Origin of the sequence: Advenella sp. S44 (assembly GCF_002810445.1) — a bacterium.
In the GTDB taxonomy this organism is placed as follows: domain Bacteria; phylum Pseudomonadota; class Gammaproteobacteria; order Burkholderiales; family Burkholderiaceae_B; genus Advenella.
In genome coordinates this window covers 162,389-176,579 of the sequence record NZ_NEXS01000010.1, presented here as the reverse complement: position 1 = coordinate 176,579, position 14,191 = coordinate 162,389, and the positions used below count along the sequence as shown (strand labels likewise).

10 protein-coding genes and 1 pseudogene are annotated in these 14,191 nt (G+C 55.1%); 6 read left to right on the top strand and 5 right to left on the bottom strand.

The genetic code is table 11. From position 1 onward, the window contains the following. Positions 1 to 83 precede the first annotated feature (83 nt). The 4 genes from pyrF to groES form a co-directional block, all read right to left on the bottom strand. Positions 84 to 908 (bottom strand): orotidine-5'-phosphate decarboxylase, encoded by an 825-nt coding sequence (pyrF, locus tag CAP48_RS17310; RefSeq protein ID WP_100699022.1) that lies wholly within the window; start codon positions 906 to 908, stop codon positions 84 to 86. 6 nt (positions 909 to 914) lie between these two features. Next, on the bottom strand, positions 915 to 1,310 hold the full coding sequence (locus tag CAP48_RS17305) for a diacylglycerol kinase (RefSeq protein WP_242444545.1): 396 nt from the start codon (positions 1,308 to 1,310) through the stop codon (positions 915 to 917). A gap of 446 nt (positions 1,311 to 1,756) precedes the next feature. After that, the gene (groL, locus tag CAP48_RS17300; RefSeq protein ID WP_100699017.1) at positions 1,757 to 3,403 is read right to left on the bottom strand and encodes a chaperonin GroEL; all 1,647 of its coding nucleotides are present in this window, start codon (positions 3,401 to 3,403) and stop codon (positions 1,757 to 1,759) included. An 80-nt stretch (positions 3,404 to 3,483) separates the two neighbouring features. After that, positions 3,484 to 3,771 carry a co-chaperone GroES gene (gene groES, locus CAP48_RS17295; protein WP_100699015.1) on the bottom strand — a complete coding sequence of 96 codons (288 nt, stop codon included), beginning with the start codon at positions 3,769 to 3,771 and terminating at the stop codon, positions 3,484 to 3,486. A gap of 266 nt (positions 3,772 to 4,037) precedes the next feature. On the opposite strand from groES, the gene CAP48_RS17290 reads away from it, so the two are divergent. The 5 genes and pseudogenes from CAP48_RS17290 (at position 4,038) to CAP48_RS17270 (ending at position 12,184) form a co-directional block, all read left to right on the top strand. After that, the gene (locus tag CAP48_RS17290; protein ID WP_100699013.1) at positions 4,038 to 7,409 is read left to right on the top strand and encodes a molybdopterin-dependent oxidoreductase; all 3,372 of its coding nucleotides are present in this window, start codon (positions 4,038 to 4,040) and stop codon (positions 7,407 to 7,409) included. A gap of 24 nt (positions 7,410 to 7,433) precedes the next feature. Further along, positions 7,434 to 8,897 (top strand): short-chain fatty acid transporter, encoded by a 1,464-nt coding sequence (locus tag CAP48_RS17285; protein WP_100699011.1) that lies wholly within the window; start codon positions 7,434 to 7,436, stop codon positions 8,895 to 8,897. 21 nt (positions 8,898 to 8,918) lie between these two features. Beyond that, positions 8,919 to 10,536, top strand: a pseudogene (pruA, locus tag CAP48_RS17280) (L-glutamate gamma-semialdehyde dehydrogenase). A 129-nt stretch (positions 10,537 to 10,665) separates the two neighbouring features. Next, complete coding sequence (locus CAP48_RS17275; RefSeq protein ID WP_192871355.1) at positions 10,666 to 11,331, top strand: GntR family transcriptional regulator; 666 nt, start codon at positions 10,666 to 10,668, stop codon at positions 11,329 to 11,331. An 88-nt stretch (positions 11,332 to 11,419) separates the two neighbouring features. Next, positions 11,420 to 12,184: an alpha/beta hydrolase gene (locus tag CAP48_RS17270; protein ID WP_100699009.1), complete on the top strand. Its 765-nt coding sequence runs from the start codon at positions 11,420 to 11,422 to the stop codon at positions 12,182 to 12,184. A gap of 58 nt (positions 12,185 to 12,242) precedes the next feature. Here the strand turns inward: CAP48_RS17270 and CAP48_RS17265 are convergent, their stop codons facing one another. Beyond that, positions 12,243 to 13,151, bottom strand: coding sequence for a LysR substrate-binding domain-containing protein (locus tag CAP48_RS17265; protein WP_100699007.1), 909 nt, complete (start codon positions 13,149 to 13,151; stop codon positions 12,243 to 12,245). Positions 13,152 to 13,314: 163 nt separating this feature from the next. Between CAP48_RS17265 and CAP48_RS17260 the strand changes: the two genes are divergently transcribed. Then, positions 13,315 to 14,007, top strand: a complete 693-nt coding sequence (locus CAP48_RS17260; RefSeq protein ID WP_100699005.1) for a type 1 glutamine amidotransferase domain-containing protein — start codon at positions 13,315 to 13,317, stop codon at positions 14,005 to 14,007. Positions 14,008 to 14,191 lie beyond the last annotated feature (184 nt).

Genomic DNA, 14,191 nt, shown 5'->3' with positions numbered 1-14,191 from the left:
GGTCTCGTATACATCGACTAGCGGTCTGCTCAACGCACGATGCCTGCCTGTATAACCAGGCAGGCATCGTTTTGATGGCGATCTTAGCGTGCGCGCGCCCGATTGATCTGGTCGCGAGTCTCCCGTGCGACACGGGCTGCTTCTTCTTTCCAATCATCGTCTGAGCTGGCATACAGAATGGCGCGTGACGAATTGATCATCATGCCGGTACTTTCATCATTGCGGCCGGCCATCACAGTTTGCTCGATATCGCCGCCTTGCGCGCCGATACCGGGCACCAGCAACGGCATGGTCTGGCCTACTCGCGCACGAACCTTACTCAGCTCGTCGGGAAAGGTGGCGCCGACGACCAGCCCGCATTGGCCGTGCGTATTCCATTTTTCCGCAACCATACTGGCCACATGCAGATATAGCGGCTCGCCGTTGGCAGACTCAACAAACTGCAAGTCAGAGCCGCCCGGATTGGAGGTGCGGCACAGAATAATGATGCCCCGATCTTTCCAGGCCAGGTACGGCTCTATGGAATCAAATCCCATATAAGGGCTAACCGTGACGGCGTCTGCCCGGTACCGTTCGTATGCTTCGCGGGCGTAATGTTCAGCCGTCGTGCCAATATCGCCACGCTTGGCGTCAAGCACAATGGGCAAATGCGGATAGGTTTCGTGGATATACGCACACAGTTGTGATAATTGTTCTTCTGCACCCTGAGATGCAAAATAGGCAATTTGCGGTTTGAAGCCGCAGGCATAGGGTGCCGACGCATCAACAATGCCTTTACAGAATTCGAATGTGGATTCGCGATTCTGTTTCATGCTAACCGGTAGTCTTTCGGGATCAGGGTCCAGGCCAACCATGAGAAGGGAGTTCTGGCTTTGCCAGGCGGATTCCAGTTTTTCGATAAATGTCATGAATAATTAGTGTGAAAACAGACGGACAAGGAGCAAACCAAACCAGACCAGGCCGGCAAAAGTGATCACCATCATGACCGCTGCGCTGGCAATATCCTTGGTCTGCCCGATCAGGGGGTGCGTTTCAGCACTCACCGTATCGGCCAGCACTTCGATGGCCGAGTTGATCAGCTCCACCGTCAGGACGCTGACCAGCACACCCAGCAATACAATGACTTCGGCAAAATTGCGCCCTAGCAGAAAGGCAAAGGGCGTGAGCGCGATGCAGACGATCAATTCCTGGCGAAACGATTCTTCGCTGGAAAAGGCTGCACGAAAGCCCTGTGCCGAGTACACAGTCGACTGGATAAAACGCAGTACGCCGCGGTTCTTGCGGCCGTGCGGATGGCTTGGTCGATTCATGAACGACATTGTAGTTCACAAAAGGCTACGGCTTGATTAAACGGCACTGCGCCGACTCATTCAAGCGTGTTGATTCGGATCCTTTTTGTCATAAGAGGCGAGCCGACTTTGTATTTGCTAATCTGCACATCAGCAAAGCAGGGCGCAAGAAATCAGGCGAGGCGTTCGGCCATTCGTCTACTGCTGTGGAGAAGCCGGCAGACCGTTACGGCAGACGCCCCGGATTGGCAGCAAGGAAAGAAAGTCAAATAGAGGGGGTAAGCAGAGAGGTTAAGTAGAGAGGTTAAGTAGAGGGGTTAAGTAGATCAGTCAAGTAGAGACCAACGAGCATGTTCAACGGCACTGTCAACGAAAACCCAGCCAAAGAAAAACCCCGAACAGCGAGCCGTTCGGGGTTTGTTTGCTGCGGACCCGCGCAAGGCAGGTCCGGGGTGTATCTGGCAGAATTAGAATCCGCCCATGCCACCCATACCGCCCATACCACCCATGTCAGGCATGGCAGGAGCTGGTTTGTCTTCTACGATTTCGCAAACGGCAGCTTCAGTTGTCAGCAGCAGGCTGGCAACAGAGGCAGCGTTTTGCAGCGCAGTGCGAGTCACTTTGGTTGGATCCAGGACACCTTGTGAAACCAGATCGCCGTACTCGCCCGTTGCAGCGTTGTAACCGTAGTTGCCTTCACCGGAAGCCACTTTGGCGACAACAACGCTTGGCTCATCGCCAGCGTTAGATACGATAGTGCGCAAAGGAGCTTCTACAGCACGCAGAATCAGTTTGATACCTGCATCCTGATCGGCGTTTTCGCCCTTGATTTGTTCAATGGCTTTCTTGGCACGGATCAGCGCTACGCCACCGCCAGGAACAATACCTTCTTCAACAGCAGCGCGTGTGGCATGCAGTGCATCTTCAACGCGGGCTTTTTTCTCTTTCATTTCAACTTCGGTTGCAGCACCAACACGGATCACGGCAACACCGCCTGCCAGTTTGGCAACGCGCTCTTGCAGTTTTTCGCGATCGTAGTCTGAAGTGGCTTCTTCGATCTGTGTACGGATTTGTTTGACACGAGATTCGATGCTTGCGCTAACGCCTGCACCATCAATGATAATGGTGTTCTCTTTGCCCACTTCGATACGCTTGGCCTGGCCCAGATCGTCGATCGTAGCTTTTTCCAGAGACATACCGGTTTCTTCAGAGATCACGGTGCCGCCAGTCAGGATGGCGATGTCTTCCAGCATGGCTTTGCGACGGTCGCCAAAGCCTGGTGCTTTAACAGCAGTCGTTTTCAGAATGCCGCGGATGTTGTTCACAACCAGCGTTGCCAGGGCTTCGCCTTCGACGTCTTCAGCGATGATCAGCAGAGGACGGCTTGATTTGGCAACTTGTTCCAGAATAGGCAGCAGATCACGGATGTTGCTGATTTTCTTGTCGAAAATCAGAACGTATGGATCTTCCAGCGCAGAAACCTGTTTGTCCTGGTTGTTGATGAAGTAAGGAGACAGGTAGCCACGGTCAAATTGCATACCTTCAACGACGTCCAGTTCGTTGTCCAGTGATTTGCCGTCTTCAACAGTGATCACGCCTTCTTTGCCGACTTTGTCCATGGCATTGGCGATGATGTCACCAATAGAGCTGTCGCTGTTGGCAGAGATGGAACCAACCTGGGCAATTTCCTTGCTGGTTGTGCATGGGCGTGACAGTGATTGCAGTTCTGCAACGGCAGCGGCTACAGCCTTGTCAATACCACGTTTCAGATCCATTGGGTTGATACCGGCAGCCACGTATTTGAGGCCTTCTTCAACAACGGACTGAGCCAGAACAGTTGCTGTTGTGGTACCGTCACCCGCGTGGTCAGAAGTTTTTGAAGCCACTTCTTTAACCAGCTGGGCGCCGATGTTTTCGAATTTGTCTTTCAGTTCGATTTCTTTGGCAACAGATACACCGTCTTTTGTGACGGTAGGGGCGCCGAATGAGCGCTCCAGAACAACGTTACGGCCTTTAGGGCCCAGTGTTGTCTTAACAGCGTTTGCCAGAATGTTTACACCACGGACGATACGCACACGAGCGTCGTCACCGAATAGTACTTGCTTAGCAGCCATGTTTAATTCCTTGATTGATTGTCTCGGTAGCCCTTATGCCATGCGGAGCAAGGCGGGCAGATTCGTTATTTACGGGCGGATCAACCGATTACTGCGAGGATTTCTTCTTCGCGGATAACCAGCAGCTCTTCGCCGTCTACTTTGACGGACTGACCGGCATACTTACCAAAAAGGACTTTATCGCCCACTTTCAGGTCAACGGCGATAACTTTGCCATCTTCTGTTTTTTTGCCGGGACCAACAGCAACGACTTCACCCTGATCTGGCTTTTCTGCTGCACTGTCAGGGATAACGATGCCGGACGCAGTTTTACGTTCGTTATCGAGGCGCTTAATGATCACGCGGTCTTGCAAAGGACGCAATGCCATGGAGAAACTCCTGAATATATAAAAATAGGTTAGTAAATTGGGTTAGTCAGGCCGGCTGTTAGCACTCGACCCTACTGAGTGCTAATTATAGGGACGAATGTCGTAGTTTCAAGAGGGAAAGTTGGCTTGTTACATTTTTGACACGTCTCGCGAGCACTGTCGCCGCTTTGATGTAAGGGTTTTTCCCCATTTTATAAGTAGCGCGTGACGCATTAATATTTGCATCACTCAATAGAGCGTCACGCGCTACATTATTCAAGGGATAAATGGAAACATTCACCGGATACTGTACTTTGTGCAGGTCACGCTGCGGATCGGTTAATCATGTGGAAAACGGCCAGCTGGTTGCCGTGACACCTCTTGCCAATCATCCCACCGGTGGTGCCTTATGCGCCAAGGGAAGGGCTGCGCCGGAAATGCTCGCGAAAAGCCACCGGCTGCTGCGACCACTGAAGCGGACGAATCCACGGGATGCAGCAGATCCCGGCTGGCGGGAGATCGACTGGGAGGAAGCATTGGACGAAGTGGCCACCCGGTTGGCTAACGCGCGGCAGTGCGACGGGGCCGAAAGCGTTGCTTTCGCCGTTACCACGCCCAGCGGCACGCCCATGGTGGACAGCTTCGAGTGGGTCGAGCGCTTTATCCGGCTGTTTGGCAGCCCCAACCTAATCTATGCAGTGGAAGTATGCGGCTGGCACAAGGACTATGCCCATGCATTGACATTTGGGCGTGGCATCGGCATTCCGGACCTGGAGCACACGGACACGCTGCTGTTGTGGGGTCACAATCCAGCCCGGACCTGGCTGGCGCAGGCCTCGCGTATCGCCGAGGCGCGGCAGCGTGGTGCTAAAGTCGTAGTGGTTGATCCCCAATGCGAGGGGTCGGGTCAGCAGGCAGACCTGTGGTTGCGGATTCGTCCTGGTGCAGATGGGGCGCTTGCTCTGGGAGCCATTCGCCATCTGTTGTACACCGGTCGTTTCGATCGCCACTTTGTGGCCTGCTGGACCAATGCGCCGTGTCTGGTAGATTGCGACAGTGGCGGCCTGCTTATGGCTACGGATATCTGGCCCGACGCCGATCCCACAGCCCGCGTGGTGGTACAGGACGGAATCCTAGTGGCGAGCGGGCGCGGTTTGGATACGGCTCGGGCCGAACTATTCGGTTCTTGGTCTGTGCGCAGGCATGATGGCCGCATGTGCAAGTGCGTCACTGTCTTGCAAGATCTGCGAGAAACCGTGGACCAATACACACAGCGCGAAGTCGCTAGACTGACCTGGCTTGACGAGGCTAATCTGGAACAGTTCAACGCCATTTTCGAAGATTGCCCACGGTTGTGTTATCACGCATGGACTGGTGTTGGCCAGCATACTAACGCTACACAAACGGACCGCGCCATTGCCTCGCTGTACGCTTTGACAGGCGCGTGCGACAGGAAAGGGGGAAACTTATGGACCATCGCACCACCGTATCGAGCGGTCAACGAGTATCGAGACTTATTGCCTGCTTCGCAACGAGAGAAAGCACTCGGTCTACGTGAATTGCCTTTGGGGCCACCCAGCATGGGATGGATCACGACGCGCGATTTCTCGCAAGCAGTGCTGCGGCAAGATCCGTATCCAGTACGCACGCTGATGAGCTTCGGTACGAATCTGCTGGTCTCGCAAGCTGAAACCGCGCGCAATCGAGAGGCGCTGCAGGCCTTGGACTTTCACGTTCACGTTGATATGTATATGAACCCAACTGCCTTGAACGCGGATATTGTCCTGCCGGCCAATATGCCATGGGAGCGCGAAGCGCTGAAGCTGGGGTTCGAGATCAGTCAGGCGGCCGTGGAGCATGTGCAATTGCGACCCAAAATGGTGGAACCCGCAGGCCAGTCGCGCGCAGACTATGAGATAGTGCTGGATCTAGCACAAAGGTTGGGTCTGACCGAAGAATTCTTCGGGGCGGACATGGACGCTTGTTGGAATCACCAGCTAGCACCCTTGGGTATCTCAGTGCAGGCCTTGCGACTGCACCCCGAAGGAATACGCTTCCCGCAGGACTTCTCTTACAAAAAATATAAGACACTACGCGATGGGCGGACTACCGGGTTTCCCACGTTGAGCGGCAGGGTGCAGCTTTATTCCGAAGACTTGTACAACATAGGGCAGCCCGCGCTGCCCGTCCACGTGGAGCCAGCGGATTCGCCGATGCGGCAGGCGGGTGAGTACCCGATTGTTCTGACGACAGCTAAGAGCGGGTGGTTCGTTCATTCGTCGCATCGACATATTGCCTCGCTGCGGCGCAAGGCGCCCGATCCACAAATATATATGAGTACAGATGCAGCACGGGGACGAGAAATTGACGACGGCGATTGGGTGCTTGTGCACACACCATACGGCAACGTGAGTATGCGTGCCAAAGTAAATGGCGATTTACACGAGAACGTGGCGATCGCTGAATTCGGCTGGTGGCAGGGCTGCGACAGCCTCGGACGCACGGGTAGCGCTATCGTCGGGGCTGAATCTAGCAATATCAACGCCATCATGACGGATCGGCACCGAGATCCGGTCAGCGGTTCTGTGCCGCTGCGCGCCTCCGTATGCGATATCGTTCGTGACGACTCGCGCAATGTGGGCCGCTGGCATGGTGAACGAAAATTTTTGATAACGCAGAAGCGCACTATTGCACACGACGTGGCGGAGTTCCGGCTTGTTCCCTGTGATGGAAAGACGCTTGCCGATTTCTTGCCGGGGCAGCACGTCATCGTGTCGATACCTGGCAGTTCGATCCGACGCGCATACTCGCTCACTGGTCCCAATCGTACGCCTTCGTTTCTTTCCATCGCCGTCCGGCGCGTACGGGGCCGTCAAGGTCCCGACGGCATCATGTCCACAGCGTTGCATGAATTGGGAGAAGGCGCGCAAGTAATGCTTTCCCCGCCTGCTGGCGTGTTCACACTGCCGCTGCGTACGCGGCGTCCTGTGGTACTGATGGCCAGCGGAATTGGAATCACTCCTTTTCAAGGGTATCTGGAAGCCTTGAAGCAATGCGTCGATTCCACGCCAACCATACAACTGGTTCATGTCTGTCGCGATGGGACGTCGCATCCCTATGGGCCCGAACTTGCGCGCCTGGCCCACCTCATCGGTTCAGTGCGCCTGCTTACCGTGTACGCGAAGCCGGGTTGTGATGATGTGCAGGGCCGTGATTACCATCAAGGAGGCCATCTCGACTTCGAATGGCTCGACCCGGTGCTTGTGGCGGGTAATCCACTGATTTTTCTATGTGGCTCTCCCGCTTTTCTGACGCAATGCACGGAAGAACTGGTCAGGCGCGGGATACCACGTTTCGATATTTTCTCCGAAACGTTTAGCAGTGAAACTCGCGTGCCGCCAGCTCTTGCACCGCAATCAGTAGAGATCCAGGATGACGGTATTCACTACACCTGGGAACCAGCCGCTGGAACGCTGCTCAATGCCGCAGACCAGGCGGGCTTGTCCCTGCCGAGCGGCTGCCGGGTTGGTCAATGCGAGAGCTGCGCCATGCGTATCGTTTCCGGCAAGGTCGCTCATCTGATTGCTTTCGATGGCCCACCGGATACTTGTTTGACCTGCCAGGCAGTTCCGATTTCCCCTCTAATTCTGCGCAGATAACCCCCTCTTTCTCTGGAGTTCGTCATGCCCAATGATCATCACGTCGCCGCTGCACCAGAACAGGACCGCCAAGCTCGGGCCAGCCCCATCGAGCGGTTTTCCCTGGCTCTCGTCGCGTGGTCGGAAAAGTGGTTTCCCGACGCCTTCGTCTTCGTAGTAGTGGCATGTGTGGTAGTCGCTCTCGGTACTATCCTACATGGCGGCGACCCGCTTTCTGTCAGCCAGGCGTTCGGAGAAGGCTTCTGGAGCATTATCCCCTTCACAATGCAAATGGCCATGGTAGCTGTTACTGGCTACGTGCTGGCATTGTCGCCCCCTGTGGCGTGGCTACTCCACGCGCTGGCACGGGTACCTTCAACACCGCGCAGGGCGGTCGTGTTCATTGGTACTCTGAGCATTCTGCTGTCACTGGTCAACTGGGGGTTAAGTCTGATCTTCTCTGGATTGCTAGTGCGTGAAATGGCACGTAGAACAGATCTGCGGCTCGATTACCGGGCGGCCGGCGCCGCGGGGTACTTGGGGATGGGCTGTGGCTTCACGTTGGGAATGAGTTCGTCGGCCGCGCAGCTGCAGGCCACACCTGCCAGTATTCCGGCGACGCTCATGCCGATCACCGGCGTGATCGAGTTTTCGCAAACCATATTGACGTGGCAGAACCTAGTGGTAGTCGTCTTGGTGACCGTTGTTTCGGCTGTGGTGTGCTATTTCACGACCCCCAGCCCGGAAAGATCGATGACGGCGCAGGACTTGGGCGTGGACTTGACGCAAGACAGGGCGGAAAAGGCGCAACGCCAGCGTCCTGGAGATTACCTGGAGTTTAGCCCTTGGCTGACCGTGGCGGTTGTGATGCTCGCGGCTGGCTGGTTGTACCTGACGTTCAGTAATGGCAATCCGTTCATTACGATGTCGCAGCTGAATACCTACAATTTTGTGTTCTTGCTGCTGGGTCTGTTGCTGCACTGGCGCCCGCGCAGTTTTTTGGAAAGCTTCGGCCGTGCCATGCCCAGCATCAGCGGCGTGATGTTGCAGTTCCCGTTCTACGGCGGCATCGGATACGTGCTGACCAAGGTCGCGAATGCCCAAGGTAATACTCTGTCAGACGCGATTGCACACTGGTTCGTGAGCCTCGCACATGACAGCAGTATTTTCTCCTTACTGGTCAGCATCTACTCCGCGTTTCTAGGATTCTTCATTCCGTCAGCCGGGGGAAAGTGGGTGATCGAGGCACCGTACGTCATGGACGCGGCCAACCAGATCCAAGCACATCTCGGCTGGACAGTCATGGTCTATAACATCGCCGAAACGTTGCCCAATTTCATTAATCCCTTTTGGATGCTTCCGCTGTTGGGAATTCTACGGCTCAAGTCCAAGGATCTCGTTGGCTACACCGCCATGCAGTTTCTGGTCCATTTTCCCATCGTTATTGTTGCGGGGGCGATTCTCATGCACACATTCACTTACGTTGCGCCGGTGGTTCCTGCACACTAACCCTTCACTAAGGATCGCTCCATGAATATTTCAAATATCGCAAACGAACCTATCCTGGACTATCGTCGCTGATAGCGACGAACGCCATCAATTGGAAAAGGCGCTGGACGCGCTTCGCATTCGCGAGTCAAAAATCCCGCTCGTCATCGGCGGCCAGCGACTAAGCGGCACTGGCGCGCGCGCGTTGTACTGCCCGCATGATCACGCACGCACGCTAGGCATGGTTGAGCAGGCTGACGAAAGAATGGCTTTCACTGCGGTACAGGCAGCGGTGGGTGCACAGGCTGACTGGGCTGCCATGTCGCTCGATGAGCGAGCAGCGATCTTTCTGCGTGCGGCTGAGCTGTTGGCGGGACCGTGGCGGCAAATTCTCAATGCAGCGACGATGGTGGGCCAGAGCAAGACGGCGCATCAGGCAGAAATCGATTCGGCCTGCGAGTTGATCGATTTCTTACGTTTTAACGTGGCGTTTGCCGAACGGTTGCAACAAATGCAGCCTCTCTCTTCCAACGGCGTTCTCAACCGTCTGGACTATCGCCCGCTCGAAGGGTTTGTTTATGCTGTGACGCCATTCAATTTCACCGCGATCGGCGGCAACTTGCCCTGCGCTCCAGCGCTCATGGGCAACACAGTGGTTTGGAAACCCGCGTTCTCAGCCTCCTTGAGCAATTATCTGATCCTTGAATTGCTCGAAGCTGCGGGCTTGCCGCCGGGCGTCATCAATTTCGTGCCAGGGAACTCGGCATCTGTTTCCGCCGCAGTACTGAGCTCGCCTGACTTCGCCGGCCTGCATTTCACAGGATCCACTGCGGTGTTCGACGGATTGTGGCAGCAAGTGGCGCAGAATCTGCCAGGGTACCGTACGTACCCCCGGCTGATCGGAGAGACTGGCGGAAAGGACTTCGTGCTGGCGCATGCGTCTGCCGAACCTCAGGCCCTTAGCGTGGCGCTGTTGCGCGGCGCCTTCGAATATCAAGGCCAGAAGTGCAGCGCCGCCTCACGAGCCTATATTCCCGCTTCTCTCTGGCCGCGTGTTAAGGAAGCCTTACTGGACGATATTGCCACCGTGCGTATGGGTGATGTGGCGGATTTTCGCACATTCATGGGCGCCTTGATAGATCACAAAGCCTACGAACGCGTCATGCGCTATATCGATCACGCGCCGAACCAAGGTTCGACGGTTCTGGCCGGAGGCAGGGGGGACGACCGCATCGGGTATTTTGTCGAGCCGACGGTGATCGAGGCGTCCGACCCAAAAGCGGCCACTATGGAAGAAGAGATTTTCGGGCCAGTGCTATCCGTCTACGTGTATCCGGATGCCCGCTGGGATGAAATCCTTTCACTCGTGAATCAAACCAGTCCTTACTCCTTGACTGGAGCCGTGTTCGCGAACGATCGCCGGGCGATTAACGAGGCCGCAGCCGCGTTGAGATTCGCAGCTGGCAACTTTTACGTTAACGATAAACCTACCGGCGCCGTGGTCGGCCAGCAGCCGTTTGGCGGTGCACGCAGGAGCGGCACCAACGACAAGGCCGGCTCGATCCTGAATCTGCAACGCTGGGTCTCGCCGCGCACAGTCAAGGAAACCTGGGTGCCAGCGGGTCACTACGTCTATCCCTCCATGAGCGACGCACAATGAGGCGCCCGCGTTTGCCTCGGCAGAGGGGGGATGCCGTCGACTAACTGCGGCGCGTCACGCGCTATTATGTCGAATTTCTGTTAAAGTGAAGGGCACATTCCCTATGAATCACGATGGAGATGGACCCGTATGGCTAGATTGGTGCCGCCTACAAATTTGAGAGAATCGGTTATTGCCCAACTGCGTTCCCAGATCGTCTCTGGCGCTGCTGCGCCAGGAATGATTTACTCTGTCCCAAGCTTGGCGAACGAGCTGGGCGTGTCTACAACGCCCGTACGTGAAGCACTACTGGAATTGAGCCGATCAGGTCTTGTTGAACCCTTGCGCAATCGTGGCTTCCGGGTTCAAGCGATCACACTGCAAGACTTGGAGAATCATTTCGACGTACGTGTCATGTTGGAATCTGGAGCGCTGTCTACGCTGGCGCACAACGGTTTGACTGACACGGCACCGCTTATCGAGCTTGCCGATGTCGTCGCGCAGGCGGTAAAGGATGAAGATGTGGGTCTGTACATTGAATCGGATCGCTGTTTCCATGAAGCGCTGATCGCGCGCGCTGGCAACCCGTTACTAACGCGGATGATTATGAATCTTCGGGCCGACATGCGGCTCTATGGAATTCACTCTGCGGAAGGCAAAGAACGCCAACGAGCCTCGGTGAGTGAGCACTACGAGATGATCGAGCTGGCTGCCACGCATCAATGCGAGGCGATCACCGCTTTGATTACCCGTCATATCGAATCTTGGAAGCCGCTGTTCGCCGCCTCGCTGCAGGCAGCTTCTAGCGCCGAGTAATACGCAGCCAAGCATAGTGAGAGCGGTACATCAGCTTTGTACATAATGGCTTTGCTACATCGAAGTTGAATCTAACCGGAGACCACGAATGAACTCAATAAAAGCCCGTGTTATGTCAGTCTTGGTAGTGATTGCTGCAGCGGTTATGGTTCCCAATCCGGTTGCGGCAAAGGCGAGCCACATCGTTCTCGTCCACGGCATGAACATGGATGGCGGTGCCTGGCGCGCGGTCTACGACCAACTGACACACGACAACTATCGCGTCTCAGTCGTTCAACTGCCAATGACCTCCATGGAGGACGACATTGCCGCCGCGCGCCGTGCTATCGATGCACACGGTGATAGTGTTGTGCTTGTCGGTCATTCCTATGGTGGGATGGTTATTAGCCAGGTTGGTACTGAGTCCGATGTAAAGGCTCTGGTATACATTGCTGCCTTTCAGCCCGAGGTTGGCGAAAGCCTTGCCGACCTAAATGCCTCGATGCCAGCGAAAATGCCTCAAGAAGCAATTCAATTGATGGACGATGGCTACTACGTGGTCGAGCCCGACGCCTGGATCTCTAATGTGGCGAACGGATTATCCGAAGCCGACGCACGATATACGGCGATGTTCCAGACGCCTGCCAATACCTCGATTTTCAATGATAAAGCTAACGCTGCAGCTTGGCACGATAAACCGGTGTGGGCGGCCGTCGCCACCGCGGATCGCACCCTGGCACCAGAGCTGCAACGGAAAATGTCAAAACGTTCTGGCGCAAAGGTAATAGAAATTGCAGGCGGCCACTTACTGCTGATCTCACATCCTGGCGAGGTCGCCGCTCTCATCAAGCAAGCTGCTACATCCGTCGACTGAATTCCAGAACACAGGTACCTCGGTGTCTTTGTGGTGGTCCTTGCAGAAGAGCGAAGACCTATTGATTTTCTGAAAGCCGTGTAGCCATTTCGGCGACAAGCGATCTTAGCCACCGATGTGCCGGGTCATTGCGATAGCGGACATGCCACGCCATCTCTAGTGGAAAGGTCCCAAGATCAACCGGGGCGGGGATGACTTTAAGTCGCGGATCGCGCTCGAGTTTGCGGCAAATCAGACTGGGCAATGTTGCGCAGTAATCAGTGACTGCAATCATCTCAGGCACGGTGAGAAAATGAGTAACTGAAATGGCAACATCGCGCTTCAAATTATGTTTGTCCAGAGCCTGGAAAAGGCCCACCCGCAGGCGGCCAGGCGGTAGCACATTCACGTGTTTGAGACTTTCGTATTGCTCTCGGGAAATACTGGAGCCAATGTCTGGATGATCTTTGCGCACCACGCAGGCAAGACTTTCATCCATGAGATGCTGGACGATGAGATTGTCGGGCGGATCGACAATTCGCCCGAGAACCATTGCTGTGGTGCCGGAGATGACGCCAGTTTCAGACAGATCATTGCCGAAGGCCGTAAAGCGAAGTTTGATATCAGGTGCTAGGTCACGGAGCCTGGCGACAAGATCCGGCATCAGTGTCAGCTCCGCATAGCTATTGGGTGCGAGAGTGAATAACCGGTCGGCATCTTCCGGCTGAAATTTCTGCTGATTGACAATCAGCTCGTCCAACTGGGCGAGCGCCGCTTCGATGCGTGGGGCGATGTTTTCTGCAAGCTGCGTGGGCTTTATGCCGTAACGTTCCCGAATGAACAGCGGATCACGAAGGGTATCACGCAGACGGGTCAGAGAATTGGAGAGGGCCGGTTGTGTCATGCCTAATCGTGCGGCAGCTCTGGTTACGCTTCGCTCTTCCATAAGTGCAAGGAATACGGGCATCAGGTTCAAATCGTATTTCATACAGTTATTATCTCAAATCAATATCTAAAATAAAAGAAATAAATTTCTCCAATATGTGCAGAGATGTCATCATTTAACCATGGAGTCACAACCGTGGCTTTATCGAACAATGTATTTCGGAAGTAGCGGCTTATCCGCATATATCTCAGAAGGATTAAAGCAAATGAAAGTTCTCCTAGTACTCACCTCACACGACACTCTCGGCGATACCGGCAAGAAAACGGGCTTCTGGCTCGAGGAATTGGCCGCACCTTACTACGCATTCAAAGAGGCCGGTGCTGATATCACTCTTGCTTCTCCCAAGGGCGGTCAGCCGCCGCTTGACCCGAAAAGTGACGAGCCGGCGAACCAGACTGAAATGACGCGTCGTTTCAGCGCTGACGAGGCTGCCAAGGCTCAGCTGGCTCAAACTGTTCGCCTGGACACCGTCGACCAGAAGGACTTCGACACAGTCTTCTACCCTGGCGGCCACGGGCCAATGTGGGATCTTGCTGAGGACCCACACTCGATCAAGCTGATCGAATCCTTTATTGCCGCCGGCAAGACCATCGGCCTTGTTTGCCATGCGCCGGGTGTATTGCACCGCGTAAAAAACGCCGATGGCTCACCATTTGTACAAGGGCGGCAAGTCACCGGCTTCACCAACCGAGAGGAAGAAGCCGTGGGTCTAGCAAAGGTCGTCCCGTTCCTTGTTGAGGATGAGCTTATTGCCCTCGGTGCAATTTTTTCCAGAGTTAAGGACTGGGGTGTTCACACTGTACGCGACGGTCAGCTTCTTACCGGCCAAAATCCGGGATCATCGGCCGAAACGGCGCGGACTTTGGTCGCCATCCTAGCCGAAAGTAAAGCCGATTGAGTAAACTGAAGGTATTCACGACGCTCGCTGATTGCAAAAATCGTGTTTTCAGGCGCTCAGCTGATAATCGAAACATCCACTGCGTGTGCCTGAAACGTGCCTTGTTCGATTACAGTCATTGGCCGGGCACACCTAATGCGCTTCGTTCGTCAGCGCGCTGAACATGGCGGGTTTGGCAGCGCCT

Bases quoted from the DNA above. Each gene is read 5' to 3' on its own strand.
- groES (WP_100699015.1), bottom strand. From the start codon at position 3,771: ATGGCATTGCGTCCTTTGCAAGACCGCGTGATCATTAAGCGCCTCGAT.
- CAP48_RS17305 (WP_242444545.1), bottom strand. From the start codon at position 1,310: ATGAATCGACCAAGCCATCCGCACGGCCGCAAGAACCGCGGCGTACTG.
- CAP48_RS17265 (WP_100699007.1), bottom strand. From the start codon at position 13,151: ATGAAATACGATTTGAACCTGATGCCCGTATTCCTTGCACTTATGGAA.
- CAP48_RS17260 (WP_100699005.1), top strand. From the start codon at position 13,315: ATGAAAGTTCTCCTAGTACTCACCTCACACGACACTCTCGGCGATACC.
- pyrF (WP_100699022.1), bottom strand. From the start codon at position 908: ATGACATTTATCGAAAAACTGGAATCCGCCTGGCAAAGCCAGAACTCC.
- CAP48_RS17290 (WP_100699013.1), top strand. From the start codon at position 4,038: ATGGAAACATTCACCGGATACTGTACTTTGTGCAGGTCACGCTGCGGA.
- CAP48_RS17275 (WP_192871355.1), top strand. From the start codon at position 10,666: ATGGCTAGATTGGTGCCGCCTACAAATTTGAGAGAATCGGTTATTGCC.
- CAP48_RS17270 (WP_100699009.1), top strand. From the start codon at position 11,420: ATGAACTCAATAAAAGCCCGTGTTATGTCAGTCTTGGTAGTGATTGCT.
- groL (WP_100699017.1), bottom strand. From the start codon at position 3,403: ATGGCTGCTAAGCAAGTACTATTCGGTGACGACGCTCGTGTGCGTATC.
- CAP48_RS17285 (WP_100699011.1), top strand. From the start codon at position 7,434: ATGCCCAATGATCATCACGTCGCCGCTGCACCAGAACAGGACCGCCAA.